This window comes from Aeromonas sp. SCS5 (genome assembly GCF_001887375.1).
In the GTDB taxonomy this organism is placed as follows: domain Bacteria; phylum Pseudomonadota; class Gammaproteobacteria; order Enterobacterales; family Aeromonadaceae; genus Aeromonas; species Aeromonas jandaei.
Window position 1 is genome coordinate 89,942 of sequence record NZ_LFCS01000014.1, and the last position, 26,975, is coordinate 116,916.

Genomic DNA, 26,975 nt, shown 5'->3' on the forward strand with positions numbered 1-26,975 from the left:
TGTTCACCTCAACGGACAGGGTATCACTTTTTGCTGATCCCGTACTCCCGCAATTTGTTGGCGATGGCGGTGTGCGACACACCCAGTCGTTTGGCAAGCTGGCGGGTCGAGGGAAACGCAGGATAGAGCCGGGCCAGCAGCTGGCTCTCGAAGCGCTTCACCGCATCGTCGAGGTTGCCCTCGAACCACTCGTCGATAAGCGGCGCGCTATCGGCCGCTACCGGCAGATCGATCTGCTCGGGGCCAAGCTCGTCCCCCTCCAGCAGCGTCATGGCGCGATAGAGGCAGTTGCGCAGCTGGCGCACGTTGCCCGGCCAACGATAAGCAGTCAGATAGTCTGCCATGTTGCGGGTAAAGCGCGGGCGCGGACGCTGCAATTCGCTGGCAAAGCGCGAGACAAACTGCTGGGCCAGCACCATGACATCCGCCTTGCGCTCGCGCAGCGGCGGCAGCGCCAGACTCAGCACGTTGAGGCGATAGTAGAGATCCTCGCGGAAGGAGCCATCGTTGACCAGATCGAGCAGCTGTTTCTGGGTAGTGCAGATAAAGCGCACATTGACCTTCACCTCCTGCTCGTCACCGACCCGGCGGAACACGCCATCCTGCAGCACCCGCAAGAACTTGGTCTGCAGATGGGGCGACATGTCGCCGATCTCGTCCAGCATCAGGGTGCCGCCGCTCGCCAGCTCCAGCACCCCGCGCTTGCCCTCGGTATTGTTGCCAAAGGCGCCGGGCGCATAGCCAAACAGCTCGCTCTCGGCCACGTTATCCGGCATGGCGGCGCAGTTGAGGGCCATGAAGGGGTGGCTGGAACGCAGGCTGGCAGCGTGACAGGCGCGAGCCAGCAGCTCCTTGCCGGTACCGGTCTCGCCGACGATGAGCAGCGGCGCATCCTGCATCGCCAGCTTGCGCGCCTGCGCCAGCACCTCTTTCATCTTGGGGCTCTCGCCCTGCAGATGCTCGAACCCCTCCGCCTCTACCGCGTGGAGCGCGCTGAAGTGCAGACCGACCCGACGGGCCGATTTGAGCACCACCACGGCCCCCGCCAGCGCTTGTTTACCCTTCTGTTCATCGACAAAGAGCGGCAGCAGATCCGCCAGATACTCTTCGCCATTGAAACTGAGTTTGCAGGTTTGCGGCCGGATGTCGCTCGCTTCCAGCCAGCGGCTGAAGGAGAAGCCCTTGACCAGCGAGCCAAGCGCCACGCCGCGCACCTCCTCCACCGGCAAGCCGAGGGTGGTGAGGGCCGACTGGTTGGCCTGGGTCACCTTGCCCTTAGCATCAAGCGAGAAGACCAGATCCGGCAGCGCCTTGAGCAGCGCCTCAATCTCGTGGTGCTCCCGCTCGGAGGGCATGTAGGGGATGGTCTTGACGTCATAGACGCCGGGAATGCGGCGGATCTCCGGCATCAGATGCTGAAAATCGCTGAACTCCAGCTCGGGAAAGTTGAGATAGATGATGCCTGAGGTATCGATTTCGATGCCGCGCAGATCGATATTGTGCTCCACCAGGCGGTCGAGCAGTTCCCGGGTCAGGCCCAGGCGGTCTTCACAGCTGACTTCAAGACGCATTCGGGACACACTTCCTAGCTAACTCTATGAATGAGCGGATAATACAGACTCGATCCCCCCAGTGCGAGCGCTAGCCCACAAAAATGCGGGCCTGCCCCGCTTTCGCCGGGCAGGCCCGAGTCAGTTGTTGCCGCTTATTTGAGTAGCTGGTCGGTTCGCGCCGCCATGATGAAGTCGTTGCGGTGCAGCCCACCGATCTTGTGGGTCCACCAGCTGACCGTTACCATATCGCCCACTCGGTGAGTGATGGCGTCTTCACTTCAGCAGCTCATCCGTGCGTGCCGCCATGATGAAGTCGTTGCGGTGCAGCCCGCCAATCTTGTGGGTCCACCAGCTGACCGTTACCATATCGCCCACTCGGTGAGTGATGGCGTCTTCACTTCAACAGCTCATCCGTGCGTGCCGCCATGATGAAGTCGTTGCGGTGCAGCCCGCCAATCTTGTGGGTCCACCAGCTGACCGTTACCATATCGCCCACTCGGTGAGTGATGGCGTCTTCACTTCAACAGCTCATCCGTGCGTGCCGCCATGATGAAGTCGTTGCGGTGCAGCCCGCCAATCTTGTGGGTCCACCAGCTGACCGTTACCATATCGCCCACTCGGTGAGTGATGGCGTCTTCACTTCAACAGCTCATCCGTGCGTGCCGCCATGATGAAGTCATTGCGATGCAGCCCACCGATCTTGTGAGTCCACCAGCTGACGGTTACCTTGCCCCACTCGGTCAAAATGGCCGGATGGTGGAACTCCGCCTCCGCCAGCTCCCCCAGGCGATTGGTAAACGCCAGCGCCTCCTTGAAGTCGCGAAAGGCAAATTCGCGCCGCAGCTGCAACGCCCCCGCCACCACCAGCGGCTGCCAGTCGGGAATAAGCTGCATCAACTCGCGCAGCTCCTCATCGCTCACTCTGGGGGCATCGGCGCGGCACGCTTCACACTGCTGGCTGGCCAGTTCGGACATGGGTCTCTCCTCTGTTTTGAATGTGCAATATCTGATGTGAAATAACGGATAAATCAACTCGCCTGCTTGCCTGCAACCGGCTCAAAGCGCGGCACATGCAGGCCAAGCTGGCGCGCCTGCGCCACCCCGTTCATGATCTCCACCTCACCCAGCCGGTAGAGGGCATCGAGCTCGGGCAGCACAAAGTAGGTGGGCTGCATGATGTCGATGCGATAGGGGGTGCGCAGCACCTCCAGCAGATCGAAGGGTTGCAGCAGCGGCTTGCCGGAAAGGGCATAGGCCGTCTCGCCGATGGAGGAGAGAATGCCACCGCCGTATATACGCAGCCCGTCCGCCGTGGCCAGGAGGCCAAACTCCACGGTGAACCAGTAGAGGCGGGCCAGAAAGACCCGCTCCTCCTTGCTCGCCTGCTGGCCAAGCTGGCCATAGAGGTGGGTAAAGTGGGCAAAGGCGGGGTTGGTCAGCATGGCGCAGTGCCCGAAGATCTCGTGAAAGATATCGGGCTCCTGCAGGTAGTCGAGCTCGTCCCGGCGCCGGATAAAGGTCGCCACCGGAAACTGGCGATTGGCCAGCAGGGCAAAGAAGCGGTCAAATGAGATAAGCGCCGGCACTGCCGCCACCGACCAGCCGGTGGTCGCCAGCAATACCTCGTTGAGCTCCGCCAGCTGGGGGATGCGATCTCGCGGCAACGTCAGTCTTTCAAGGCCCGCCAGATACTCGTCACACGCCTTGCCTTCAAGCGCCGCCAGCTGGCGTTCGATCAGGATCTGCCAGGTGCCGTGCTCTTCGGCCGAGTAGTGGATCATCCCCCGGGCATCCGGCTGGTGAGCGGTATAAAGGGTTGCCATAAGTGGTTCCATCCTCTGCGCCGGTTGGGGCGCCTTGCCATTGGGTCACAGGATCACTGTAACGAACCGGCAACAAAAAAAGCAGCCGACCCTGTGGTCGGCTGCTGGCGAGAGATGTAAATAAAATGTGACATTCAAGCCTGATGGCGAGCTGACTCATTCAGAGTGAGCCAAACCCTTGTTGCCCCTTGTACACCCAATACCTGAAGGTGACGGGATAAAAGCGGAGCAGCTCCGTTGCCCGCGTTATACCGTGATAGCCCATCCGCCCGGCGCAGATTGTTGCAAAAAACGCCGAAAAAAGTGGATGCGTGTTTCACCAGCAAAACAATGTAGATCCTCGGCATGCCTGGCCCCCATCAGGATGCGCCAACTGCCGAGCTCCGATCCGGGGTTAGCTCGTCCCCTTGAGATAACCGGCCAGCTGACCCACCAGCCGCTTGCGCAGCTCGCCCAATTTCGGCTTCTCGTCCGCACACCAGGGCAGCGGGCGGCACGCCTCTATGGTGCGCAGGCCAAGGCGAGCGGTGAGCAGGCCCGCCCCCACCCCTTGCGCCGCGCGGGCAGAGAGCTTGGCGGTAAGCTCGGCCCCCAGCAAGTCCATCCCCACCTCGGTCACCAGCTCGGTGGCACCGGCGTAAAGCATGTTGCGAAACACCTGACGGATGAGGCGTATGCGGCTCCAGTAGCCAAGTTCGATGGCGTAGACATCGGCGATATCCTCGATCATCCGCAGGTTGCGCCACAGCATCAGCATCATGTCGACGGTGGCGAGCGGGCTCAACGCCACCAGCACGGCGGCCTCCCCCGACCATTTGGCCACCCGCGCCTGCGCCAGCTTGTCGCGCTCGCCGAGTACCAGCTGGCTGTAGAGGGTCAGCACCTCCCGATCGCTGTGGCTCTCGTCGAGCTGGGCCAGCCAGGTCTGATACCCCTCGCGCCCCTTGTCGCCACTTTTGACCGCTAACCCTTCGCAGAAGGCCTGCCCCTGCCCGACCCCCTGATGGGCCAGCAGATCTTCTGCCCGCGAGCGCACATCCTGACGCCGCTTGAGGGTGCGCAGCCGCAGCCACTCGCGCCCCACCACGCTGGCGGTCCCCGCCGCCACCAGCGCAGAGGCCGCCAGCCAGGCGCTACCCCAGAGCGGAGTCGTGAGGAATTGATCGTAAAGAAAGGCGCCATACTGGCCCAACGAGAGCAGACCGACCGCCCCCAGCCCCCACGCCAGTAGCCGATGACGGCGACGCGGTTTGATGACGAGGGCACTCTCCACCTCGGTGAAATCGTCCAGCTCGTCGAGACGCTCGAAACTCGCCTCCTCCAGCCTCTGGGCCGGTGCGGGCGGGCGCTCGTCACTGGCCACCGTCAAGGCAGGCTCAAGGATCACCTTGCCCTGCAACGGTGGCCGCTCTTTTATCTGATCGTTCATCGCATTGTTCTCCTGTGCGCAGCCTTCGGCTCAGGTGCCAAGACCGCACACCGTTATTCGAGGTGATCCCCGAGCAGAAACTCCAGCGCCGCATCGAGCCGGATATGGGGCAGCGCCTGATGGGCGCTCATGGGCATGGGGCGAAACGCCTGAAAATCAAAACCCTGATTGTTCCACCACTGCGCGGGCGGAATATGGGGCGGCACCTCCCCCGGGAAGAGCAGCAGCGGCTCACCGCTCAGGCTAGTGCCACGGATGGCAGGGAACTCACGGCCATTGGCCACCCCCTTGCCCACCTCGGTCGCCTTGATGGCGGCGAGCGCCAGACACTCGGTGGTGATCCCCTCAAAGCGGGCCTGGCCGCGGCCGCTGCGCACCAGATGCTGGAGCAGGGAGACCATGGGCCCATGCTGCTCGGGGGTGACGTGATCGGCCTTGCTCGCCACAAACAGCAGCTTGTCGATACGGGGCGAGAAGAGTCGCCGCCACCAGTTGCTCTTGCCGTAGGCAAAGCTCTCCATGATGCGGGCGATGGCCTGCTGCATATCGCCAAAGCTGGCCGCCCCGGCGTTGAGGGGCTGCAGGCAGTCCACCAGCACGATCTGACGATCAAAGCCGGCAAAGTGCTGCTCATAAAAACCCTGCACCAGATGCTGCTTGTACTGCTCGAAGCGCTGCCTGAGGGTGGCGTAGAGGGTGCCATCGGCGGGCTCGCCGGCGGGCATATCCCACACCCAGGGGACAAATTGCAGCATGGGGGCACCGGCATACTCCCCCGGCAAGACGAAGCGGCCGGGCTGGATCAGGTGCAGTCCCAGCTCCTGTTTGCAGGCGTGCAGATAGGCGGTGTAGCGCTCGGCCAGTTCAGCCACCGGTCGCTCGGCAAAAGGTTGCGTTGCCTGCCACCCGGGGGTCAGCCAGCTGGCGGCGAGCGCCTGCAGCTCGGGGCGGCGCAGCTGATCACGCACCTGTTCGCTCCACTGCTCGTAGCTCATATCCAGCAGCGGCAAGTCGAGCAGCCACTCCCCGGGGTAATCCACCAGATCCACGTAGAGGGTCGAGATCTCCCCCAGATGCTTGCGCAGGGGGTGGCGGGTGCGATAACGAATTTCGAGGCGCACCTCGGCCACGCCGCGGGTGGGCTCGGGCCAGGCCGGCGGATCACCAAACAGGGAGTCGAGGCCGCGCTCGTAGGCAAAGGTGGGGATGTGGGCATTTTGCTGCGGCACCCGGCGCGCACCGAGAATACGCCCCTGACGCAGGGCATCCCACAACGGCAAACGGCCATCGATGGCCGCGTGTTCCAGCTGGTTGACCAGCGCCGTGATAAAGGCTGTTTTGCCGCTGCGAGAGAGGCCGGTCACCGCCAGCCGGATATGGCGATCCCGCACCCGGTTCACCACGTCGTTCGCCTTGCTCTGCAGGCGAGTCAACTTCTGTTCCAGTTTATTGAGTATCAAGGCTTGACCCGTTCTCCCTTGGTGGTTGCATCCGGCGTGATTGGCCGTGCGACAAGGCAAACTGGCTATCCGCATCGGGATGGTCAATCAGCCTGAGTAGCGTCGATGATGGGGCATCACTGAAGGCTCCACCATCGACATTGAGTGCTTGGCAGGCACTTTCGGCAAGCACTACAGCTTGCGAAATTCCCGCTGCAGGGTGAACTCGCGGGAGGTCACCAGCTTCTCGATCCGCTGAACTCTGGGCTCCAGTGCATCCAGTTCCTGCGCGACACGGCTCAGCGCCTGTTGGGGGGTGACCCCCGCCTGCCAGCTGCGCGCCTTCATCCGCACCTCGGCAAAATCGGCATCCTCGTGGGAATAGAGGGTGACCGGCTTTTTGTCGAGCAAAAACCAGGCGGCAATGTAAGCGGTGAAGGTGATGAACCCGGCGAAGATAAGGCCGCTGATGGCGAGCAGCCGCACGATCCAGGTCTCTACCCCGAAATACTCTGCCAAACCGGCGCAAACTCCGGCAATCTTGCCCTGCCGGGGATCGCGATAGAGGTTGCGCCCCTCACGATTGACACTGCTCATACCTTGTTCCTCCAACCGGGCACTTCCGCATCCAGAATCGATTCCAGCGCACCGACTCGCTCCTGCATCTTTTCGGTGCGAGCCAGCAACCCTTGCAGCTGTTCCCGCTCGCTATCGGCAAGACCAGCGCCGATTCGCCCCTTGGCCCGGTAGTGCAGCACCAGCCAGATGGGTGCCACCACCACCATGAAGACCACCATGGGAACCATCAATACACCCAGCAGACTCTCCATCGCTTACTCCCCCTGCTGGCCGTCACGCTGACCCAGCTTTTGGCGCATCGCCTCAAGCTCGCGGCTTATCTGATCGTCCACTTCCAGCTCGGCAAACTGCTGCGCCAGCGCCTTGTCGGACTGACCCAGATCGGCGCGAGCCTCCATCTCGTCGATGCGACGCTCCATCCGCTCGAACTTGCTCACCACCGCCTGACTGTCACCACGGGCAACCTGGCTCTGCACGTTGAGACGGCTGCTGGCCGCTTCGCTGCGAATGGCCATCGCTTTCTGGCGGGCTCGGGCATCTTCCAGCTTGGCTTCCAGCTGGCGGATCTCTTCACCCAGCTTCTCGATGCCGCTGTCGACCGCCTGCTGCTCGCGGTAGAGGGTCTCTGACAACTCGCTCTGTTTCTTCTTCTCGATAAGGGCGGCGCGGGCCAGATCTTCACGCCCCTTGGTCAGGGCCAGTTCGGCCTTGGCCTGCCACTCGTCGACCCGCTCCTGATGGCGGGCGACCTGACGGCCAATCTCTTTCTGGCTGGCGAGGAAGCGGGCCAGATTGGAGCGCTCCTTGACCAGCTCGTCCTCCATCTCCTGGATGATCAGGCGCACCATCTTCTGGGGATCTTCTGCCTTGTCGAGCAGGGCCGTCAGGTTGGAATTGATGATGTCGGCCAGACGGGAAAAAATACTCATGATTGCACTCCTGTTAATGGCATGGCGTTGTTTCTCCATTGACAATGGCAACTTGTGTGCCAATCTGGAGCGAAATTTAACTTGTTGATTTATATGGGGCTGCTTTGCCCCGTTTCAATAGATGCCATGCAGTTGGTGATAAAAATCACCAACTTTTGGTAAGATTGACCAGCTTTAACAACCGACAGGGATCACTATGACCACGGCCACGGAAAGCCTGCTGGGGGAATCCAACGCATTCCTCGAGATCATCGAGCAGGCCTCACGGCTCGCCCCGCTGCGCAAACCCGTGCTGATCATCGGTGAGCGGGGAACGGGCAAGGAGCTCATCGCCCACCGCCTACATTATCTCTCGGCGCGCTGGGATCAAAGCTTTGTCACCATCAACTGCGCCACCTTGAGCGAGAGTCTGCTGGAGACCGAGCTGTTCGGTCACGAGGCGGGCTCCTTTACCGGCGCAGCCAAGCGCCATCAAGGCCGCTTCGAGCGGGCCGATGGCGGCACCCTGTTCCTTGACGAGCTGGCCACCACCAGCGCCCGGGTACAGGAGAAGCTGCTGCGGGTCATCGAGTATGGCGAGTTCGAGCGAGTGGGCGGGGCCAAGCCCCTCAAGGTGGATGTGCGTCTGGTCTGCGCGACCAACGAAGATCTCCCGGCACTGGCCGACAAGGGGCTGTTTCGCCACGATCTGCTGGACCGACTCGCGTTTGATGTGATTACCCTCCCCCCCTTGCGGGAGCGGCGGGAAGATATCCTGATGCTGGCGGAGCACTTCGCCCACAGCATGACCCGGGAGCTGGGCTATCCGCTCTTTGCCGGTTTCTCGCGTAAAGCAACCCAGCTGCTGCTCGATTACCCCTGGCCTGGCAACGTGCGGGAGCTGAAAAACGTGGTGGAGCGCAGCATCTACCGCCAGGGCAACCCCCAGTTGCCGCTGGCCGAGCTGGTGATCAATCCGTTTGATTCCCCCTGGCGGCCCGTAGCCGCTCGCAGTCAGGAGAGTAAAAGCGAGCCGCAAGGTGCGACAACCGGGGCGTTGCCGCTCGATCTCAAGCAGGCTGTGGCGGAGTTCGAGATTAATTTACTCAAGCAGGCGATGCAGCAATCCCAGTATAATCAGCGCAAAGCCGCCCAACTGCTGGCCTTAAGCTATCACCAGTTTCGTGGCATGCTACGCAAGTATCAGTTGCAGGATGGCGACAACGATACGGAACAAGACCAGAAAGAGTCCGACTGACACCGGCACCAACAAAGCCAGCACAGTGCTGGCGCATTCATATAAAAACAGATGCGTATCAAAAACATGGTTCAACAATGAGAATGCTCACACCCTTGCTGCTCGGTCTGCTGGTTCTGCTCACCGGCTGCAACAAGCAATCCGAAGCTTCCAAGACCGGACTCATCTACTGCGCTGAGGGCTCTCCCCTCTCCTTCAACCCCCATGTCTCCAACACCGGGGTTACGCTGGATGCCAGCGCTCGTCCGCTCTACGACCGCCTGCTGGAGGTCAACCCCAATACTCTGGCACTGGAGCCGGCGCTCGCCACCAACTGGCATGTGAGCGAGGATGGCCTCACCTATACCCTGACCCTGCGCAAGGGGGTGAGTTTCCACCACACCCCCTGGTTCAAGCCAAGCCGCACCCTCAATGCCGATGACGTGGTCTTTACCTACGCCCGTCAACTCGACGAGCACCACCCCTATCACAACGTCTCCGGCGGCGACTACCCCTTCTTCTACAGCTTGGGGCAGGATCAGCTCATCAAGCGGGTCTACAAGAAGGGGCCGCAGCAGGTGGTGTTCGAGTTGAACCAGCCCAACGCCTCCTTCCTCGCGACCCTGGCCAGCGACTATGCGGTGATCCTCTCCGCCGAATACGCCGAGCAGATGCTCAAGGCGGGAACCCCGGCGCTGCTCGATACCCGCCCCATCGGCACCGGCCCGTTCAGCTTCAAGGAGTATCGCCACAACGAGTTCATCCGCTATCTGCGCCATCCCGGCTACTGGAACGGCCCTGCCCGGATCGAGCAACTGGTCTATGACATCACCCCGCGCTCGTCCAAGCGGCTGGCCAAACTGCTGACCGGCGAGTGCGACGTGATGAGCACGCCAGCCGCCAGCCAGCTCTCGGTGATCAAGCAACATCCCGACCTCAGCCTTTCGGTACAGTCGGGGATGAACGTGGCATTTTTGGCCCTCAATACCCGCAAGCCGCCGTTCAACAACGTCAAGGTGCGTCAGGCCATTGCCAGCACCATCAATATCGACAACCTGTTGCAAGCGGTCTATTTCGATACCGGTCTACCGGCCAACAGCCTGCTGCCACCGCTCTCGTGGGGCTATAACCCCAGCCTGCCGATGCGCAAGCCAGATCTGGCGCTGGCCCGCAAGCTGCTCAAGGAAGCAGGGCTCGAGAAGGGATTCGAGATGCAGGTGCTGGTGCAACCGGACGCCCGCCCCTACAACCCGGATGCGCTCAAGACCGCCCAGCTGATGCGAAGCGATCTGGCCAAGGTGGGCATCAAGCTCAAGATCGTCCAGCAGGCGTGGCCCGTCATCGAGAAACGCCTGGCCGCCGGTCAGTACGACAGCCTGCTCTCTGGCTGGATTGCCGACAACGCCGACCCGGACAACTTCTTCCGCCAGCTGCTGAGCTGCTCGGCGGTCGAGCGCGGCAACAACTACAGCCGCTGGTGCAGCCCGGCCTTCGATCAGCTGCTGGACGATGCGGTCACCACGCCCCAGCTGGCCTTCCGGCTGCGCAACTACTACTACGCCCAGACCCTGCTCAACGAGCAGCTGCCCCTCATTCCGCTGGCCCATGCCCTGCGCACCCAGGTCAGCCGCAGTGACATCGAGGGGCTGATCCTGATGCCCTTTGGCGGCACCTCCTTCAATCAGGCTCACCGGGAGTAAGCATGCTTTTATACACCTTGCGTCGCATCAACCTGCTGCTCATTACCCTGCTGGCCCTGACCTTTGTCGCCTACCTGCTGGACTATCGCCTGCTCGGCCATCAGCTGAGTTTCTGGAGCGGCTATCCCGACTTCCTGCGCCATATTCTGGCCGGGGATCTCGGCCTCTCCAGCGTCTCCGGCCTGCCGGTGCTGGACGAAATTCGCCACTACTTCCCGGCAACCCTGATCCTCTGTCTGGCCGCTTTCACCGTCTCGCTGCTGGTGGGGATCCCGCTCGGTACCCTGGCCGCCCTGTCACAGGGCAAGCCGCTGGATCTCTCCATCATGACCGCCGGCCTTATCGGCTATGCGGTGCCGGTGTTCTGGCTGGCGCTGCTGGTGGTGATGCTATTTTCGCTGGATCTCGGCTGGCTGCCGGCGTCAGGCCAGATCAGCCTGCTCTATGACGTGCCGCCCATCACCGGCATCGCCGTCATCGACGTGCTGCTGAGTCAGGAGCCCTGGCGTCAGGCGGCGCTGCACGATGCCCTGCGCCACCTCATCCTCCCCTCGCTGGTGCTGGCGGTGGTACCGACGACCGAGGTGATCCGCCATGTGCGCAGCTCGCTCATCGACGTGATGAAGCAGAACTACATCAGGGCGGCAGCGAGCCGTGGCCTTTCCAAGTGGCAGATCGTCTGGCGCCATGGCCTGAAAAATGCCCTGCCTCCGGTACTGCCTTTGCTCGGTCTGCAACTGGGCAGCGTGCTCACCTCCGCCATGATCACCGAGGTGGTGTTCGAGTGGCATGGCATCGGCCGCTGGCTGGTCAGCAGCATCGCCCTGCAGGATTACGCCGCCATTCGCGGCGCGACCCTGGTCATCGCCAGTTTCGTCATCCTGATCAGTGTCAGCACCGAGCTGCTCACCACTCTTATCTATCCGGCACGGCGCAAAGAGCTCTATGCCAAACAAGATTGAACGCGCTCATGGCGTGACCAGGAGCCAGGTACCCTATGCAAGATAAATCGAACATCTATCCCGAGCTCAAGATCCTCTCGCCGCTGGAGCAGACATGGGCCTCCTACAGCCGCAATCCGCTTGCCATGGCAGGACTGTGGGGCTTTTTGCTGCTGCTGATCATCACCCTGTTCGGCCCGCTGGTGGTGCCCTACGGTATCGATGAGCAGCATGCCGAGCATCTGCTGCTGGCCCCCTCCTGGGCCAACAACGGCAATATCGACTTCTTCCTCGGCACCGACGATCTGGGACGGGATATCCTCTCCCGGCTGGTGGTCGGCGCGCGGCTCACCTTCGGCTGCGCCCTCATCGTGGTGGTGATCGCCATGGTGGTCGGTTCTGCCATCGGCATTCTCGGCGGCATGAGCAAGGGGCTCAAATCGAGCGTGCTGCACCATCTGCTCGATACCCTGCTCTCCATCCCCTCCCTGCTGATGGCCATCATCATGGTCGCCATCATGGGGCCAGGCCTTGGCAACACCCTGATCGCCATTACTCTCGCGTTGATCCCGCCATTTATCCGGGCTACCTACAACGCGGTGCATGCCGAGATGCAGAAGGAGTACATCATCGCCAGCCGGCTCGACGGTTCGCCCCCCTTGCGGATCATGCGGCTGGCCATTTTGCCCAATATCGTCGAGACCCTGGTGGCCCAGACCACCCGCACCCTCTCGGCCGCCATCCTCGATATCTCCGCGGTCGGTTTTCTCGGCCTTGGCGCCCAGACGCCCCAGTCGGAGTGGGGCGCCATGCTGGCTGACTCGAGCGATCTTATCTATCTCGCCCCCTGGACCGTCACCCTGCCCGGCATCGCCATTCTGTTCAGCGTGCTGGTGACCAACCTGGTTGGCGAGGGCATCCGTGAAGCGCTCAAAGAGGGGAATGACTGATGCCGTTGCTAGATATTCGCAATCTCACCATCGAGATAGACACCCCGCAGGGCAAGGTGAAGGCGGTAGACAAGGTGAGCCTCACCCTCAACGAGGGGGAGATCCGCGGACTGGTCGGCGAATCCGGCTCGGGCAAGAGCCTGATCGCCAAAGTGATCGTCGGCATCGAAAAGGATAACTGGACAGTGCGCGCCGACCGGATGCGCTTCAACGACATGGATCTGCTGACCATGGCGCCCCGCGAGCGGCGCCGCATCATGGGCCGCGAGATCGCCATGATCTTCCAGGATCCCATCAGCTGTCTCGACCCCTCCGAGGAGATTGGCACCCAGCTGGAAGAGGCGATCCCGACCGATTCGTTCGAGGGGCAGTTCTGGCAGCGCTTCCAGTGGCGCAAGAAGCGGGCGATAGCCCTGCTGCACCGGGTCGGGGTCAAGGATCACCGCAAGGTGATGCGCGCCTATCCCCATGAGCTGTCAGATGGCATGTGCCAGAAGGTGATGATCGCCATGGCGATTGCCAACCAGCCGCGCCTGCTGGTTGCCGACGAACCCACCAGTGCCATGGAGTCCACCACCCACTCCCAGATCCTGCGGCTGCTGGACAAGATGAACAAGCTGGGCAACACCACCATCCTCATCATCAGCAACGACATCGCCGCCATCGCCAACCTGACCGATACCATCAACGTGATGTACTGCGGCCAGATGGTGGAGGTGGGCACCCGCGAGCAGATCCTCGAGACACCGCATCACCCCTATACCGATGCGCTGCTCAAGTCGATCCCCGACTTTGACAAGCTGGTGCGCCACAAATCGCGCCTCGAAACCCTGCCCGGCGTCATCCCGCCGCTGCAGCATCTGCCCATCGGCTGCCGGCTCGGCCCGCGCTGCCCCTATGCCCAGAAGCAGTGCGTGCAGACCCCGGTGATGAACAAGGTGAAGGGACACCAGTTCAGCTGCCACTTCCCGCTGAACATGGAGGAGCCGAAAAAATGATGACCAGCAACGCCCCCGCCAGAGAGGATCATGTGATTGAGCCCTCCCTGCTGCAAGTGAGGGGCTTGAGCAAAACCTACCAGAATCGTACCGGCCTGTTCCGTCGTCAGGCTGTGGAGGCGATCAAGCCCCTCTCGTTTGACCTTGAAGTGGGCCAGACCCTGGCCATCGTCGGTGAAGCGGGCTCCGGCAAGAGCACCCTGGCCCGCATTCTGGCCGGGATGATTGAGCCCACCAGCGGCGACATCGCCATCGACGGCCAGCTGATGGTGCATGGCGATTACCAGACTCGCTGCAAGCTGCTGCGGATGATTTTTCAGGATCCCAATACCTCGCTGAACCGCAAGATCCGGGTTGGCCAGATCCTTGAGACGCCGCTACGCCTCAACACCGAAATGACCGAGGAGGAGCGCCGCGAGAAGGTGGTGCAGACCCTGCGCATGGTGGGCATGCTGCCCGATCACGCCCTCTTCTACCCGCAGATGCTCTCCTCCGGTCAGCAGCAGCGGGTGGCGCTGGCGCGCGCGCTTATCCTCAACCCCAAAATCGTGGTGGCCGACGAAGCGCTCACCACCCTGGATATCTCGGTACGCTCCCAGATCATCAACCTGCTGCTGGAGATGCAGGAGACCATGGGGCTGAGCTATGTGCTGGTGGCCAACGATCTGGGTATCGTCAGCCATATCAGCGACGAGGTGCTGGTAATGCATGAAGGGCGGGTGGTGGAACGCGGCAAGACCCTCAAGGTGTTTGCCGATCCCCAGCACGAGGTGACCCGCCGTCTCATCCAGAACTACAACAACGAATATCGCAAATAGAGAGGCGCTGGCCGCCTCCTTTGCCACTGTATTTCGCCGTTCTCACACGGCAGGATCAAAAAAGCCCACTGCATGCAGTGGGCTTTTTGTTATCGGAGTCGCGGCTTAAGCTTGCAGCAACAGGCGGTTGATGCGGGAGACGAAGCTCGCCGGATCGTTCAGCCCGCCCTGCTCGGCCAGCTGGGCCTGTTCGTGCAGCAGGGTGACCCACTCACCAAACAGCGCCTCGTCTTCGATGGTGTCGAGTTTCTTCACCAGCGCATGGTCGGGGTTGAGTTCCAGAATGTACTTCTGCTCCGGTACCGGCTGGCCGGCGGCACGCATCAGCTTGATCATCTGGGTGCTCATGCCGTAGGCGTCGGTCACGATGCAGGAGGGGGAGTCGGTCAGACGGTGGGTGACACGCACCTCTTTCACCGCTTCACCGAGGCTCTTCTTGACCCGCTCAACCAGACCAGCGTTGGCTTTTTCGGCCTCTTCTTGCGCCTGCTTGGATGCTTCATCTTCCAGATCGCCGAGATCCAGTTCACCACGGGTGACGGAGATGAGCTGCTTGCCGTCGAACTCGGTCAGGTGGCTCATCAGCCACTCGTCCACCCGCTCCCACATCAGCAGCACTTCGACACCCTTCTTGCGGAAGATCTCGAGGTGCGGGCTGTTCTTGGCAGCGGCATAAGAGTCGGCGGTGATGTAGTAGATCTTCTGCTGACCTTCCTTCATGCGGCCAACGTAATCCTCGAGAGAGACGGTCTGGGCTTCGCCCTCACCAGCGGTGCTGGCAAAGCGCAGCAGCTTGGCGATCTCTTCGCGGTTGGCGTAATCCTCGGCCGGGCCCTCTTTGAGCACGTTACCGAACTCGCTCCAGAACTTGGCGTACTTCTCGGCATCATCTTTCGCCAGCTTGGAGAGCATGGTCAGGACGCGCTTGGAGCAAGCCTTGCGCAGAGAGGCGGTCACCTTGTTGTCCTGCAGGATTTCACGGCTGACGTTGAGCGGCAGATCGTTGGAGTCCAGCACCCCTTTGACGAAGCGCAGGTAGGTCGGCATAAACTGCTCAGCGTCGTCCATGATAAAGACGCGCTGTACGTAGAGCTTCAGACCGTGCTTCTGCTCGCGGTTGTAAAGGTCGAACGGTGCGCGGGCCGGTACGTAGAGCAGGCTGGTGTACTCCTGCGCCCCTTCCACCCGGTTGTGGCCCCAGAGCAGCGGATCTTCAAAGTCGTGGGCGACGTGCTTGTAGAACTCCTGATACTCCTCGTCCTTGATATCTTTCGGGTTGCGGGTCCACAGTGCAGTCGCGCGGTTGACCTGCTCCCACTCGCCCGGGGTGCCGACGATGGTCTCACCATCCTCTTCACGATCCGGGGTGCCCTCTTTGTACATTTCCACCGGCACGCTGATATGGTCGGAGTATTTGCTCACCACGGAGCGCAGACGCCAGTCGTCGAGGAACTCGTCCTCTTCGGCACGCAGGTGCAGGATAACGTCGGTACCGCGACCCTCTTTGGTCACGTCAGCGACGGTGAAGGAGCCTTCCCCTTCCGATTCCCACTGCACGCCCTGCTCCGGAGCAGTACCGGCGGCGCGGGAAACCACGGTCACCTTGTCGGCAACGATAAAGGCGGAGTAGAAACCAACCCCGAACTGGCCGATCAGCTGGGAGTCACGTCCCTGATCGCCGGAGAGGTTTTTGAAGAATTCTGCGGTGCCGGACTTGGCGATGGTACCCAGGTGCTCGATCACCTGATCGCGGGTCATACCGATCCCGTTATCGGAGATGGTCAGGGTACGCTTCTCTTTGTCCACCACCAGGCGCACACGCAACTGGCCGTCGTTTTCGAACAAAGAGGCATCGGAAAGCGCCTTGAAGCGCAGCTTGTCCGCCGCATCGGATGCGTTGGAAATCAGCTCGCGCAGGAATACTTCTTTGTTGGAGTAGAGGCTGTGAGCCATCAGGCTCAGCAGTTGTTTGACTTCAGTTTGAAAGCCGTGGGTTTCGGCATGAACACTTTGGGTCATGGACCAATCCTCAGAAACATCGGGTTGAACATACGCCCAACCTAGATGGGGACAGCGATCCAAATATCAAGGGGGCGAATGTGCAATCCTGCTCAGTCGCCCCCTTTTTCCATTCAACTGCCGATTTTCTGATCAGGCCGCAATGATACAGCCCTATCCAGCCCCTTATTTGAGACGCTGACGCCCCATCAGGGAGTGGGAGAGCGTGGTGCCATCCACCAGCTCCAGCTCGCCCCCCACCGGTACGCCATGGGCGATGCGGCTCACCTCCACCCCGGCGGCACGGGCCATATCGGCGATATACCAGGCGGTGGCATCCCCCTCGATGGTGGGGTTGGTGGCGAGGATCAGTTCGCTGATCGCCTCATCTTTCAAGCGGCGCTCCAGAATATCGAGTCCCAGCTCCTCAGGGCCGATGCCGTCCAGCGGCGACAGATGGCCCATCAGCACAAAGTAGCGACCGGAAAACTGGCCGGTCTGCTCGATGGCGGCCACGTCCGCCGGGCTCTCCACCACACAGAGCAGACCGTTCTCTTCCCGCTTGGGATTGGCGCAGATATCGCAGCGATCGTTTTCGGTAAAGGTGCGGCAGTGGCTGCAGTGGCCAATCTCGGTCAGGGCGCGGGATAGCAGCTGGGCCAGCCGCAAACCGCCGCTGCGCTCGCGCTCGAGCAGGGTAAAGGCCATCCGCTGCGCCGATTTGGGCCCCACCCCCGGCAGTACCTGCAGGGCTTTCATCATCTCGTCGAGCAGGGGACTGAATTTCATAACACACCTCACACTGGCCAACCCGCACCACTCTCTGGATAACCGCAGGTCAGCTGAACTGGATAACGCAACTGGCGCAGGACTATACCCGAGCCCGCGCCAGCGCGCTATCCGATGAGACTGAAAACCCTTTGTAGTGGTCAGCCCACATGTTCAAAAAGGGTCTGAAATTGATACCGAAGGAGGAGCGCATGAAACATGAAAGTAGCGTAAAAAATACACCGGTTTAAGGCCGGTGTCTTGTGATAACCAGATCTGTACACCTATCTGGTGTTTTTTGCAGTAACAACAAGCTCTGTTACATTCCGAATTCTAGGAAGTAACTTCTTACTTGATGTGTTTTCATCCATTCATTGGACCACTTTTTCGCTTCATCCAGTTCTTCAGCAGTCAAAACTTTCTCTAAAAAACGCATACGTTCAATAGCTTGATGATAAGCGGAGAACACATTATCATCCTCAGTAATTTGGCTTACAACGGCATTCAACAACCCATAGGCCTTTACTTTATCTTGTAATTCAAGGGGAACCTCAACACCTAACTCAAGTGCGGACATTAAATAACCAGAATAAAATAAAATGGAGTTTACATTGCCAATGTTTGCCCCCATGCCATACCAATGAAGCATCGATTTTACATCTCCAGCCTCTTGATAATAGACAGCTAATTGATCCATTGCTCTTGGATTTCCATTGTTGGCGGCTTGTTCTATCCAGTGACGCACAGCCTTATCACGTGAGCCAGGAATCATATACCCGCCACAGCCATCACGAATTGCTCCTGCCAATTGGTTCATGGCATCAGCATCCCCTAAATCTGCCGCTTTTTCCATCCATTTACAGAAACCATTGCCATTCCCTTTGGCTGCCTGTATCAACGCATACGACCGCAGACCATCCAACTGACCTTCGTCTGCTCTTTTTTTAGCTGTCTCAAGCAAAACTTCGGTCCAATTTTGATCGCCGGAATGATCTGATAATGACGCATCTAAAATGGGGCCACTACCGAGATTAGATAATGCTTGCATGCCACATAGCCCGCCTAATTCTGCTGCTTTTTTAAAATATGTTTGTGCATCAACATTAACAATCAAAGATGTACCTTGATAACCTCTGGCAATCAGGCACAACGCCTTGATATTTCCTGCATTAGCAGCTTGCCACATCAAATCAAGCCCTTTATTCCAACCTTGCTCATAAGGGATCACCGCTTGTTGATAAAGCTCATCTGCTGTCACCACCTTATCTGCAGCTGCGTTTGCAAATGAAGCAGCTAATAGTGCGTTCAACACGAACATTGAAAACTGCTTAACTTTTAACATTCACCATCCGGAACCAGAGATCCATACATGTTAAAGAGGTTTTTTTTCATAATGAATATTTGACTGTTCATTTCATGCTCATTGATGATGAAAGCCTCAATTAAAAACCAGCCCGTAGGTGCGCACCTGATGGTTTTTCATCCACTCTTTAGCCCACGTAATAGCCTGCTCTTTTTCTGCCTTGGTTAACCTCTTATCAAGTTTTTTTAAACTTATATACGGTGAAAAATCTTCGTCGTTATTGTTGGGATTGTATTGCCATAAAATATAGTTAAGGGCGTAGGCTTTTACGGGATCTTGATACTGCTCGGGAAGTGGCATGGATGTAATGTCATCCTCCATCAAAAAATAGCTCGCCATAGCTAGGCTATTTTCATTGCCGGTTGCAATCGCTTTATCAAACCACGCCAGCATCCCTTTAAAGTCGCCCGCATCATGGGCAAATCTCGCCATTCTTTCCATGGCTCTGGGGTTGCCATGGTTGGCCGCTTGCTCTATCCAGTAGTGGACCGCCTTTTTACGGGAACCGGGGATCAGATACCAGCCACAACCATCTTCAATTTTATTGGCCAGTCTAAACTGGGCATCGGGGTCATTTTTTTGTGCTGCCTTTTCAAACAGGGCACACTCCTCATTTTTATTGTCGCTCAGAAAACCCTTTAGTTTCAGCGCCTCGGCATCCCCTCTCGCAACCTGCTCGGCCAGAATAGTATTCAACCGCTTTTCATATTCGGCAGTTGAAATGTTATCTGTTTCGAATTGTTTAGGGCGCATAATGGGCACGCCGCCTTCAGCCCCGACGGAGAGCGCCAATAATCCACAAAGCGCATCTTGATCTGCCGCCATTTTAAAATATTTATATGAGATATCAGACCATACCCACACCGATGTCAGGTTGCTCTTGGCAATCAAACATTGCGCCCTGGCATTCCCTGCATCCGCTGCCTGCCACATCAGATCGGCCCCTTTTTTGGTGCCCTGCTCCCAAGGAATAACAGCCAAATCATAGAGCGCTTGGGCTCTCTCTTGGGTTGCCCATACCGGGGGGGTGAGCAGCAGAGCGGTTAAAAATAGTGTTTTCATTTCAAGAAGGCTCCCCCTCAAATGCATTATTAAGAATGCTTAATAACCGGTACATTAGGTGGTGAGCCACTTTTTTCTACAAAAAACGATGAAAAACCAGACCATATGTACGGATCTGATGATTCTCCATCCACTGCTTCGCCCACTCTTTAGCGCTGTTGACCTGCTCTATGGTTAATTCTTTTTCAAGTTTTGACATTAGGTAAGGATTGCTAAACTCCTCATTTAGAAGTGCTGCCCTACTTTTTTCTAACTCTGGAACCTGTTTATGTAGTGCATACATATAGGAGTATGCCCTCACTTTATCCAAATATTGCTCAGGAACTACACACACGGCCAAGTCTTTATCGCCCCTTAACACAGAGCTCATTGTATCTAACGCAGAGTAGTCCCCCATATCAATAGCCTTGTTAAACCACTTAAAAAAACCTTCATAATCATTTTTCTCGCATTGCTTAAGCGCCATGTCAGCTATAGCGTCCGGGTGCCCATGGATCGCGGCCTGTTCCATCCAGTAACGCACAGCCTTGTGACGAGCTCCGGGGATCAGATACCAGCCACAACCATCTTCAATGGCTGAAGCCAGCTGCTTCATCGCATCGGCATCACCCAATTTGGCCGCTTTCTCCATCCACTGACAATAACCGTTATCACTACCCGTTGCTCCCTGTATAAAGGCATAGGTCTTGATAGCATAGATATCGCCCTGCTCCGCCTGAGACTTGGCTAATTCCACCACCTTTTGTCGCCAGTCGGTATGTGTTTTTACCGCGCCTAAATTATTGCTCAATATAGGGCCACTTCCGATATTGGCAAGCGCCAGCATGCCACATAAACCATTGCGCTCAGCGGCCTTTTCAAAATATTCATCAGCCTTTTCCGAGACAATCAACGAGGTTCCTTGATAGGCTCGGGCAATCGTGCAAAGCGCTTCCACATGGCCCGCTTCAGCCGCGTTTAACATTGCCTCCCAGCCTTCCTTTTTTCCCTGCTCCCAAGGAATAACAGCCAAATCATAGAGCGCTTGGGCGCGCTCTTGGGTTGCCCATACCGGAGTAGCGAGCAGCAGGGCAGTTAAAAAGAGTGTTTTCATTCTGAAGAACTCCAGTCTGTAGGAACTACCTTGGGATAATCTTTGCCACTTTCACCTAAAACACGCCGAGCTTCCCAGTAAGAGTGTTCAAGTAATGCGTCGCGCGCCTGATGATATTGTGTCAGACTGGCCCTCACTACTGGATTATTTATGGCAGGTTGTTCCATAAACATATTCAACTCTTTAAGGTTGCTCAGATAGGCAGCGATTTTATCGTGTACCTCCAGCGAGTGCATTCTGACCACCGCCTCGGTCAACTTATGGCGATTGCGCTGTAGCGCCGAGTAGTCGCGCTGATTAAGCCAGCCCAGCAGGCGGGCAATGGTGATTTGCTGTAAAGCATGAACCTGCTTTTCATCCAGCCTGACGTTCAATCTGTCCATAGACAATTTTGACGGCCTGGCAATCATGGTCTCCAGCAAAGAGCCCAGCGCCTCCGGCAGCAGCTGATCCACCCACTCCTGCAGTTTGACCTCTAGCTCCCGGGCCTCCCCCGGCGAGATGGCGGCCACATTGACTGATGGATTATCACTACGGGGCAAACGGTGGCCGGAGAGGGTCCAGGCAATCAGCCCGGCATTGGTACTCTGGTTGAGCTGGCCATAGACCCGGTCGACAAAGTCCTTGCCGGTGGCCACCACCTGACCGAGCTCCAGCCCCAACACCAGCGCCAGCTGGCTGGCCCGCGAGAGGCGCTGATAGCTTTCGTCATCGGCAAAGAGGTCGACCCGCTCATACTGGCAGTCGCGCAGCAGTTGCTGGAACAGGGCCACCACATAGCCCGCCCCTTGCCAGTCCAGCTCAAACTCCAGATAGGCGTTGGCTGAGGCCGCACCACCAAAGCAACCGGCCCGAATGCCCAGACGCAGCCACTTGCCGCGCCAGCTCAGCACGATGGGTGACTCGAACGACTTCTTGAGCGACGCCTTCAGCCCCGTGGTCGCCTTGCAGAGCTGCAGCGGCAGCTTCCCTTCACCGGAGATATCCAGCTGCTGACAGCTCAGCCGCGACGGGCGCCAGAGCAGCGCCCCGCTGACGCTGGCCCCCACTTCAATGCCCACCTCGCCCTCGAACTTGCCCTTCTGCTCCACCTTGCTCACCCAATCCTTGCCGCTCAGGCTCACCCCACCCAGAGTATGACTGAGGCTGATTTCGCGCCCCGCAGCCATCATGGCCCCCGCCTTGCCCCACGCCTTGGCATGGAGCAACAGTGACCAGGCCCCCAGATTAAAATCGTAGAGCTTGCCGCTGCGCTGCCCCTTCACCTTGATCGTCAGTTCGCTTGGCGCCTGCGGCAGCTTGACCCGAAAGAGGTCTATCTCCCCGCGCAGGGGATAGTACTCTGCATCCACCGATACCGAAGCCACCGAACGCTGGTTCAACCCGCTCTGTTTACCACCTCCCCCCGTGAGCGGACGCGAGGCATTGAGAGTGGTCGCACTGCTCTTAACCTTGGTATCACCCATCTGCAGGAATAGCTTTTCATGCTCCACCCCCGCCTGGCTGCTCAGCTTGCCAGACCAGGTGGAGTAACTCATCAATCGCATCAGCTGGGCCTGGGGGCTCTCATCAAGCAGCCCGGTCGGGCTCTCTTTGTCCAGTCGCAACAGCATGGTGGAGAGATGTTTCTCGAAACGGGAGCGGTGAGTCAGGAGGGAGTCGACTTGCCAGCCGCGCTGTGCCAGCGTCTCCTCCACTTTGTCAAAACGCAGGGCGCCGCTCTCTTTGATAAACCAGCCCGGCTCAAGGGGCAGGCGGACAATGCCATCCTGCGCCAGCAGGGCGAGCAGCACCGGATCCTGATCCAGCTTGAGCAGATCCCCTGACCGCTCGGTCTGCTCCACCGGCAGTTGCCATAGGCTGAAGTAGCAGAAGCGCTCGGCAGAGAGGGCTGCCGAGCAGATCTCCCGCAGCGGATAGTCACCCTTGGTGAGCGCATCCATGGGGCGTAGTTCGTACTCTCCCCCCCATGCCAGAATGCGGGGCGGCACCAGCCGGGATGCCGCTTGCCGGGCCAGTTTCTCAATGGCGACGGCCTGTTGTTCGGCCTGCTCGATGGCCGCCAGTGCAGGCTTGAATACTTGACGCGGAGGCTTGGGAGCCTGCTCGTTTTTTGTGGTGGCGTAGCCGCTCCCCAGCGCCATCAGGAAGGCCTCGATGGTGCGCTTGAGCTCCGCTTCCGCTTTCGCCTTCTCGTCCAGATAGGCAAACCAGTTAGCGTAACAGCTGGCGCCGTCGACACAGCCACTCTGGCCAGTGAGGGCCCACTCAGGGACCGCGATCCCCAGCGCCGCCAGCTGCTCGATCACCTGCAGGAGCTCCTGCACACTCTTCTCCATGTTCTCCAGCCGTTGCCGCTTCTCTTCGAAATAGCTGGGGGCTGGCCATGCCAGACTCATGCTATGTTCCTGCATCAGGGTCTGGATCTGTTGGAGTTCGCGGCGCAGCGCCTCTATCTGGCTGGCGGGGGGAGATGTCTCGACAAAGGCGCTCCTGGCCTTCTTGTACTGCGCAAGCAGGGAGCGGATCTTGACCTGGCGCGGATCATAGAAGCGACCAGCGGCATCGACTTCATACTTCTGCTCTTTGGCCTGCTTGATGGCTTGCTCTTTGAGTTTCTGCATCCGCGCAGCCAGCAGCTCGTTTTCATTTACAGCCCGAGCAAAATCGATAGGGGCCCTATAACTCGTCGGGTCATCGTTAAAAGCCCGTACTTTCGCCTCAAGTTGCTGCCACTCAGCCTGCTGCTCCGGGGTAAAAAAGTGGCTGACCGAGGGGCTGACCATCAGTGAGTCGAGCTGAATATCTTGCAGTGACAGGGCTGCCAGTTTGTTACTGGCCTTGAGCACCTTGGTCTCGAAGATCGTCACGGCATGCTTGATCTTCTTGAAGGCTTTCTCGGGCACCAGCCAGAAACAGTTGCTGCCGCTGACATAGAAAATATCTTTGAACTCCTTGGCCTGACAGGGGTGAGCTGCCTTGGCAAACGAATCAGCCGGTGTGGGCTCCATTGGCTCGGCAGAGTGCAAAAGGAGCGGATCATCACAAAGACGGGTGTCAACCAGCTGGTTGACAGAGGAAGTGGAAGAGCTCATCAGGATACGACCTCATCGTTCACAGGGTGGGCATTTAACAGAGAGGCCAGCGCTGACTCCGGGTCTGACTGCAATACGATATCCTCGGTTAAATGGGGCCAGATGGCCGGTAAATGTGCCACATGTTTGGCCAAAACCAGATACCAGGGGTGCCACTCCCAATGTTCGGTCAATCCGCTTTTGATCACCTGCATGGTGCAGAGCGCCAACCATGCATGATCAACAAATGGCTGTGGAGGCGTCAGGTAAAGCAGGCGGACAAACGTGGCGTGCTCCTCAAGTTCAGCGGTAATGCGGGGCATCATTTCATCCCCAATGGTTGGGGGGACGGAAAACAGGCGCCACCCCTTCCTGCCCCAGTCCGGCAACCACCAGGTCGCCACGCCGTGCCCCAAGGCAGCGCACATATTGCTCAGCCACAGGGCTGCGAAAATAGCGGGATCATAGAAACGCAAGTAGCTCTCTCCCGCCGCGTCCGCCACGGTCAAGAACGTTCTGAAGTGCGCGGCCAGTTCCGCCAGGGGGCGTGAGCTGTTCAAACCAACCCCGGCGAGGCGCGTCGCCATTTCCAGCATCAGTTCTTGGCATACCCCCTCGTTTGCAGGCAACTGCAACAACAGGGGGGATGCGGCTAACAGAGGCTCATGGCATGTGGTGGCAAACAGCAGACTAAATTCGGGGTGTTCCAGATGTTCATAGAGATATTGCTGGATCTCTGGCCAGCACCCCTGATCTATCAGCAAATGGGTGAGCACGCCCTTTTCTTGCGAAAGGGTGCTGTCGTTACTCAAGCGTTGCCAGTCGATTTGCATGGGCAATCCCCCCGACCACAGCTGCCATCGCTTTTTTTACCGCACATGGGGATAGAGACGACCCCGGCCTTGGCCGACCTCAGCAGCGCTTCGAGCATATCTGGCCTTGGCGGCGCAAGATAGGGTGGCGCCTTGACCGCCCCCGGCAGGCCGGGCATCTGACCCGCCCACCCTGAGCCCGAGCCAGGACTGCCGCCGGAGTTCATCTTGATGGAACCACCGCTTAGCGTGACGCCACCGGAGTCGAGCTTCACAAAGCTGCCGCCCACCTTGAGGGTCAGCTCGGCGCCGGCCTCCATCACGATCTTCATGCCAGCCTTGTGATGCACCTCCTGACCAGCATCAACCAGCAGGGATTGACCCAACTTCTGGTGCATGGAGGTATCCACCGTCAGCGAATAGTCGGCTTTTATCTGGTCACGCTTCTCACCCTCCACCGTCAGGTGGTCGTTGGCCTTGATACGGGTCACCCGCTCGTTGTCGATGTCGGTGTGCTGGTCGTGCTTGATGTGCCACGCCGCATCGTTTTCGATAAGCACGTTCAGGTCTTTCTGACCGTGGATGTAAATCTCTTCCTGCCCCGCCTGGTCTTCGAAACGCAGCTCGTTAAAGCCCTCGCCCTTGTGGGTTTCGGTGCGCAGCACGGTGCGGGTCTTGTTGGCAGGCAGCTCATACGGCGGCCGGTTGGTGGCGTGGTAGGTGCGGCCGGTCACGATAGGCTGGTCGGGGTCACCTTCCAGAAACGAGACGATGACCTCGTGGCCGATACGGGGGATGGCCATCATGCCGTACTGACCGCCGGCCCAGCCCTGGCTCACTCGCACCCAGCAGGAGCTCTGGTCGTTGGAGCTACCATATCTGTCCCACGGGAATTGCAGCTTCACCCGGCCATGCTCGTCGCAGTAAATCTCCTCGCCCTCGGGGCCGACTACGATGGCGATTTGCGGGCCATCCACCATCGGCTTGTAGGGCGCCTCGGGGCTGCCGATGCGGGCGCGCCAGGTGGTACTCGCTTTCACCACACCAAATTCGTTGTGGTAAACGGTCGGGCCGCTGCCGCCCTCTTCCTCCAGCGCCTGGGGTTGTTCACCGGTGTGGCGGATATGAACGATTTGCCAGTCGGTGTTGAGGCTGCCGTTGGGGTGTTCGGTCAATGAAAAGTGCTGGCCCGGCAACAAGGCGGCGCTATTGGACTTGCCACTGCCCGCCACCGCATCATTGCGCAGGGCATCGAGCCGATGTTGAGCAAACGCCTTGCCACTCGGGTCCTGCTTGTAGCGGCCCGGGTAGTCAAAGTGCTGATAGGTGTCCCGCTGACGCTCGAGTTCTGCGCCCTGCTTTTTATGAGAGAGACCATAAGCCGGTGTCTTGAAGCTGTAGTCCTTGAGCTCTACATCGCTTGGCCGTACTGCCTCGCGGTAGTGGAACTGGCGCACGTAAGGGCCTTGTTCCAGCGAGCGGTTGCCAAGGTTGAAGAAGAGCTCGGGGCCGGCGGTCAGGGCCGCCGCGTCGTCGGCAAACACGATGCGGTGTTTGCCTGCTTCAAATTCGTGGAAGTAGAACAAGCCCTCTTCGGCTGCGAGACGATTCACGAAATCGAGGTCGGTCTCCCGATACTGGACGCAGTATTCCCGCTGGGCATGCTCATTCTTCAGCGCAAAGGCGTAGTCGGTGATGCCGTGCTCTTGCAGCAGGATACTGAGGATTTCGTCAGGCTTTTGCGCCTGGAAGATGCGAGAGTTCTGGCGCAGACCCAACCGCCACAGGGCAGGTTTCACCTCAATGCGGTAACGGGTACGGCGAAAGCCGCTGTCCCCTTGGGCAAACTCGCTCACTACCCCACAGACCCTGCGCAGCAGCTCGCCGTTGTACCACACCAGCAACTCGCACGGCTGGTCCAGCACGGCGCCAAAGTCGACATCGGGCTGGCTGCTGGCCAGCTCAAGGCGCAGGTTGAACGGCCGGTTCAGCCCCTCGTCCAGCTGGAAACTCGCCACCACGAAGGTGCTCTCGGGCAGTGCCCCTACCTTGACGGTAAATTGCAATCCGGTGCTTTGTGCCATGATCTGCTCCTTATCCTGCCTGTCCGCTGCCGGATCCAATCACGACGCCACCGCAATCAACCGCAGTACCGGTGACGGCGATGGGTTTGCCGTTGACCAGCACCGAGCCGACCCCACCTGCAATGGCGCGGGGATGAGGCGGGTTGTTGGGCTTGTCATGAGGCTCCAGCGGATCGCCCTGACGGGCTACCGGTTTGCCATCGAGGAACACATCGGGACTGGCCGCGCTGACCGGCGAGGGGTGAAAACCGTCGTGGTCGGTGCCAATGTCACCGAGCAGTGCGATAGTCGGGCACATAGTGATTCTCCATATGAGCGGGGATAACGGGTCTGCGCCCTATCCCCA

Annotated in this window: 23 protein-coding genes and 4 pseudogenes; 6 read left to right on the plus strand and 21 right to left on the minus strand. The window is 59.1% G+C overall.

Going from position 1 to position 26,975, the window contains the following annotated elements:
• Positions 1-23: 23 nt before the first annotated feature.
• The 12 genes and pseudogenes from tyrR to pspA form a co-directional block, all read right to left on the minus strand.
• Positions 24-1,571: a transcriptional regulator TyrR gene (gene tyrR / locus BS300_RS17585; RefSeq protein WP_042032033.1), complete on the minus strand. Its 1,548-nt coding sequence runs from the start codon at positions 1,569-1,571 to the stop codon at positions 24-26.
• A gap of 134 nt (positions 1,572-1,705) precedes the next feature.
• A pseudogene (locus BS300_RS17590) lies at positions 1,706-1,795 on the minus strand (4a-hydroxytetrahydrobiopterin dehydratase); the annotation flags it as partial.
• Positions 1,796-1,826: 31 nt separating this feature from the next.
• Positions 1,827-1,916 (minus strand): annotated as a pseudogene (locus tag BS300_RS17595) (4a-hydroxytetrahydrobiopterin dehydratase); the annotation flags it as partial.
• Positions 1,917-1,947: 31 nt separating this feature from the next.
• Positions 1,948-2,037: pseudogene (locus tag BS300_RS17600) on the minus strand (4a-hydroxytetrahydrobiopterin dehydratase); the annotation flags it as partial.
• Between the two features lie 31 nt (positions 2,038-2,068).
• Positions 2,069-2,158: pseudogene (locus BS300_RS17605) on the minus strand (4a-hydroxytetrahydrobiopterin dehydratase); the annotation flags it as partial.
• A gap of 31 nt (positions 2,159-2,189) precedes the next feature.
• Positions 2,190-2,528 carry a 4a-hydroxytetrahydrobiopterin dehydratase gene (locus tag BS300_RS17610; protein ID WP_071914331.1) on the minus strand — a complete coding sequence of 113 codons (339 nt, stop codon included), beginning with the start codon at positions 2,526-2,528 and terminating at the stop codon, positions 2,190-2,192.
• 53 nt (positions 2,529-2,581) lie between these two features.
• Complete coding sequence (gene phhA, locus BS300_RS17615; RefSeq protein WP_071914333.1) at positions 2,582-3,376, minus strand: phenylalanine 4-monooxygenase; 795 nt, start codon at positions 3,374-3,376, stop codon at positions 2,582-2,584.
• Positions 3,377-3,770: 394 nt separating this feature from the next.
• On the minus strand, positions 3,771-4,805 hold the full coding sequence (locus BS300_RS17620; RefSeq protein ID WP_043850257.1) for a TIGR01620 family protein: 1,035 nt from the start codon (positions 4,803-4,805) through the stop codon (positions 3,771-3,773).
• Positions 4,806-4,858: 53 nt separating this feature from the next.
• Complete coding sequence (locus BS300_RS17625; protein WP_071914336.1) at positions 4,859-6,265, minus strand: YcjX family protein; 1,407 nt, start codon at positions 6,263-6,265, stop codon at positions 4,859-4,861.
• A gap of 171 nt (positions 6,266-6,436) precedes the next feature.
• Complete coding sequence (gene pspC, locus BS300_RS17630) at positions 6,437-6,841, minus strand: envelope stress response membrane protein PspC (RefSeq protein ID WP_041210357.1); 405 nt, start codon at positions 6,839-6,841, stop codon at positions 6,437-6,439.
• Positions 6,838-7,074: an envelope stress response membrane protein PspB gene (gene pspB, locus BS300_RS17635; protein ID WP_041210358.1), complete on the minus strand. Its 237-nt coding sequence runs from the start codon at positions 7,072-7,074 to the stop codon at positions 6,838-6,840. The genes pspC and pspB overlap by 4 nt, the downstream gene beginning before the upstream one ends.
• A gap of 3 nt (positions 7,075-7,077) precedes the next feature.
• On the minus strand, positions 7,078-7,752 hold the full coding sequence (gene pspA, locus BS300_RS17640) for a phage shock protein PspA (RefSeq protein ID WP_071914337.1): 675 nt from the start codon (positions 7,750-7,752) through the stop codon (positions 7,078-7,080).
• Between the two features lie 196 nt (positions 7,753-7,948).
• On the opposite strand from pspA, the gene pspF reads away from it, so the two are divergent.
• From pspF to BS300_RS17670, 6 genes are all read left to right on the plus strand, one after another.
• Complete coding sequence (gene pspF, locus BS300_RS17645; RefSeq protein ID WP_043850261.1) at positions 7,949-8,989, plus strand: phage shock protein operon transcriptional activator; 1,041 nt, start codon at positions 7,949-7,951, stop codon at positions 8,987-8,989.
• Between the two features lie 83 nt (positions 8,990-9,072).
• Positions 9,073-10,668, plus strand: a complete 1,596-nt coding sequence (sapA, locus tag BS300_RS17650) for an ABC transporter substrate-binding protein SapA (protein WP_071914339.1) — start codon at positions 9,073-9,075, stop codon at positions 10,666-10,668.
• 2 nt (positions 10,669-10,670) lie between these two features.
• Complete coding sequence (locus BS300_RS17655) at positions 10,671-11,630, plus strand: ABC transporter permease subunit (RefSeq protein ID WP_041210362.1); 960 nt, start codon at positions 10,671-10,673, stop codon at positions 11,628-11,630.
• Positions 11,631-11,665: 35 nt separating this feature from the next.
• Positions 11,666-12,559, plus strand: coding sequence for an ABC transporter permease subunit (locus tag BS300_RS17660; protein WP_033114661.1), 894 nt, complete (start codon positions 11,666-11,668; stop codon positions 12,557-12,559).
• The gene (locus BS300_RS17665) at positions 12,559-13,557 is read left to right on the plus strand and encodes an oligopeptide/dipeptide ABC transporter ATP-binding protein (protein ID WP_041210364.1); all 999 of its coding nucleotides are present in this window, start codon (positions 12,559-12,561) and stop codon (positions 13,555-13,557) included. The genes BS300_RS17660 and BS300_RS17665 overlap by 1 nt, the downstream gene beginning before the upstream one ends.
• Positions 13,558-13,589: 32 nt before the next feature.
• The gene (locus BS300_RS17670) at positions 13,590-14,375 is read left to right on the plus strand and encodes an ABC transporter ATP-binding protein (protein WP_033114706.1); all 786 of its coding nucleotides are present in this window, start codon (positions 13,590-13,592) and stop codon (positions 14,373-14,375) included.
• Between the two features lie 105 nt (positions 14,376-14,480).
• Here BS300_RS17670 and htpG read toward each other — a convergent pair whose 3' ends face one another.
• The 9 genes from htpG to BS300_RS17715 all read right to left on the minus strand — a co-directional run bounded on the left by htpG (position 14,481) and on the right by BS300_RS17715 (position 26,927).
• Complete coding sequence (htpG, locus tag BS300_RS17675; protein WP_071914342.1) at positions 14,481-16,394, minus strand: molecular chaperone HtpG; 1,914 nt, start codon at positions 16,392-16,394, stop codon at positions 14,481-14,483.
• Positions 16,395-16,559: 165 nt separating this feature from the next.
• Positions 16,560-17,162, minus strand: a complete 603-nt coding sequence (gene recR, locus BS300_RS17680; RefSeq protein WP_005346280.1) for a recombination mediator RecR — start codon at positions 17,160-17,162, stop codon at positions 16,560-16,562.
• Between the two features lie 298 nt (positions 17,163-17,460).
• Positions 17,461-18,483, minus strand: coding sequence for a sel1 repeat family protein (locus BS300_RS17685; RefSeq protein ID WP_071914344.1), 1,023 nt, complete (start codon positions 18,481-18,483; stop codon positions 17,461-17,463).
• A 96-nt stretch (positions 18,484-18,579) separates the two neighbouring features.
• On the minus strand, positions 18,580-19,566 hold the full coding sequence (locus tag BS300_RS17690) for a sel1 repeat family protein (protein WP_143241843.1): 987 nt from the start codon (positions 19,564-19,566) through the stop codon (positions 18,580-18,582).
• A gap of 76 nt (positions 19,567-19,642) precedes the next feature.
• Entirely contained in the window at positions 19,643-20,659 is a 1,017-nt protein-coding gene (locus BS300_RS17695) for a sel1 repeat family protein (RefSeq protein ID WP_071914347.1), read from the minus strand.
• Positions 20,656-23,754 (minus strand): hypothetical protein, encoded by a 3,099-nt coding sequence (locus tag BS300_RS17700; RefSeq protein WP_071914349.1) that lies wholly within the window; start codon positions 23,752-23,754, stop codon positions 20,656-20,658. The genes BS300_RS17695 and BS300_RS17700 overlap by 4 nt, the downstream gene beginning before the upstream one ends.
• On the minus strand, positions 23,754-24,566 hold the full coding sequence (locus tag BS300_RS17705) for a DUF4123 domain-containing protein (protein ID WP_071914351.1): 813 nt from the start codon (positions 24,564-24,566) through the stop codon (positions 23,754-23,756). Before BS300_RS17705 ends, BS300_RS17700 begins: the two co-directional genes overlap by 1 nt.
• Positions 24,542-26,629, minus strand: coding sequence for a type VI secretion system tip protein VgrG (locus tag BS300_RS17710; protein ID WP_071914353.1), 2,088 nt, complete (start codon positions 26,627-26,629; stop codon positions 24,542-24,544). The genes BS300_RS17705 and BS300_RS17710 overlap by 25 nt, the downstream gene beginning before the upstream one ends.
• A 10-nt stretch (positions 26,630-26,639) precedes the next feature.
• On the minus strand, positions 26,640-26,927 hold the full coding sequence (locus BS300_RS17715; RefSeq protein ID WP_033114654.1) for a type VI secretion system PAAR protein: 288 nt from the start codon (positions 26,925-26,927) through the stop codon (positions 26,640-26,642).
• Between the last annotated feature and the right edge of the window lie 48 nt (positions 26,928-26,975).